This is a genomic window from Lutibacter sp. (genome assembly GCF_041555395.1).
In the GTDB taxonomy this organism is placed as follows: Bacteria; Bacteroidota; Bacteroidia; order Flavobacteriales; family Flavobacteriaceae; genus Lutibacter.
Window position 1 is genome coordinate 1 of record NZ_JBFFKM010000121.1, and the last position, 1,660, is coordinate 1,660.

General features: G+C 38.7%; 1 protein-coding gene. It reads left to right on the top strand.

What is annotated here, in order from left to right; all coding sequences use genetic code 11:
- Positions 1 to 200: 200 nt before the first annotated feature.
- The gene (locus ABY285_RS12585) at positions 201 to 1,514 is read left to right on the top strand and encodes an O-antigen ligase family protein (RefSeq protein WP_372770585.1); all 1,314 of its coding nucleotides are present in this window, start codon (positions 201 to 203) and stop codon (positions 1,512 to 1,514) included.
- Positions 1,515 to 1,660: the final 146 nt, after the last annotated feature.

Sequence of the window (1,660 nt, forward strand, 5' to 3'; positions counted from 1 at the left end):
CGGGTTGGTGGTACCTCCGAATGATGCAGATAAGCTGTCGGAAGCCCTTATATATCTTATTGAAAATGAGTGCCAACGAAAAGTATTCGGTAAAAATTTAGCTAAAAATGTACTGCTGAATTACAGTCAAAATGCCTTTATCACCCAATTAACAGCGATATACCAACTTGAATAACAGCGGATCACATAAACGTTTAATTTTGGCCGTCACCCACCTGGTATTGGGAGTGCTTGTGCTTTCCGGATTGATTGTCAAGGCATACTCCATTTTAATCGTATTTTTCGGCGTACTGTATATCATACGGAATAAAAATGAAAACAACGAAGCCATTTATTGGAGCGCTTATTTGGTGGGGGCGGAAGTATTGTTTCGAATGGCAGGCGGTATGATTTTTTATGAATTGCCAAAATATGCAGTTTTGTTGTTTCTCTTTGTGGGATTGGTGGTGGAAAAAAGAAGCCACAGTATTTCTTTAAGTTATTTTATTTACATTCTGTTATTACTTATCGGAATTGCTTTTGTGGACATCCCGTTTAGCGAATCTATCAGAAAAGCCGTTGCATTTAATTTAAGCGGACCCATATTGTTGGGCGTTTCGGCCATTTATTTTTACAGGCGGCCTTTGACGCTTTCAACCATGATGGATATGCTGTTCTATATGCTGTTGCCCATAATTTCAACAATGGCTTTGTTGTATTTTAAAACGCCCGACATCAGCGAAATTTCCTTTGGCGGCGATGCCAATTTTGCTGCTTCAGGTGGCTATGGGCCAAACCAGATGGCCACCATTCTCGGATTGGGCGTGTTTGTTGTTGCGGTGCACTTATTTTTAAAGCAACGCATTTTTGCCCTTTTCAGCATGGATATGTTTCTGTTTTTCTATTTGATATTCAGGGGTTTAATTACATTTTCAAGAGGAGGGATGATCACGGCATTTTTAGCAGTTTCCCTGTTCACGTACTATTATATCCTTTCAAGAGAAAATAAGATTTTAAATTTAGCAAAATACTCAGGATTGCTGGCATTGTTTGGGCTTGTCTTGTTCATGTACACTTCGAATGTAACCGATGGGATGCTCGAAAACAGGTATGCCAATAAAAATGCGGCCGGAAACACCAAATCGGACATCACCACAGGAAGAGCCACTTTATTTATGAGTGAGATGGGTGCTTTTTTAGACCATCCATTTTTTGGTATCGGTGTTGGCAGCGGGAAGTTTTACCGAATCGAGGAATTGGATATTAGGGCGGCTTCCCACAATGAAATGGGCAGGTTAATTTCGGAACACGGATTGATAGGCGTCCTGGCACTTTTTATATTAATTGTGGTGCCCATTCGGCACATGCGTAAACAACCTTATCTGGCGCGTGCTTTTTTGGGATCGTTTTTAATATTTTGGTTTTTAACCATCAACCACTCCGCCATGCGAATTGCTTTTCCGGGGTTTATTTACGGATTAAGCGTGGCAATTATTGTGTTTAAAGATAATGAGGAGGAAGAAAATGAGTTATGAGTTGCTGGTTTTAAGTTATAAGTTTAAATGTTAAATTATGAATTAAAAATTCAATACATTTTACAGAAAAAGATCATCAGACTAGATTTTTTTGTTACTTTTTTTATCAATGAAAAAAAGTAAAAGAAGAATTGGATGGAGTTACA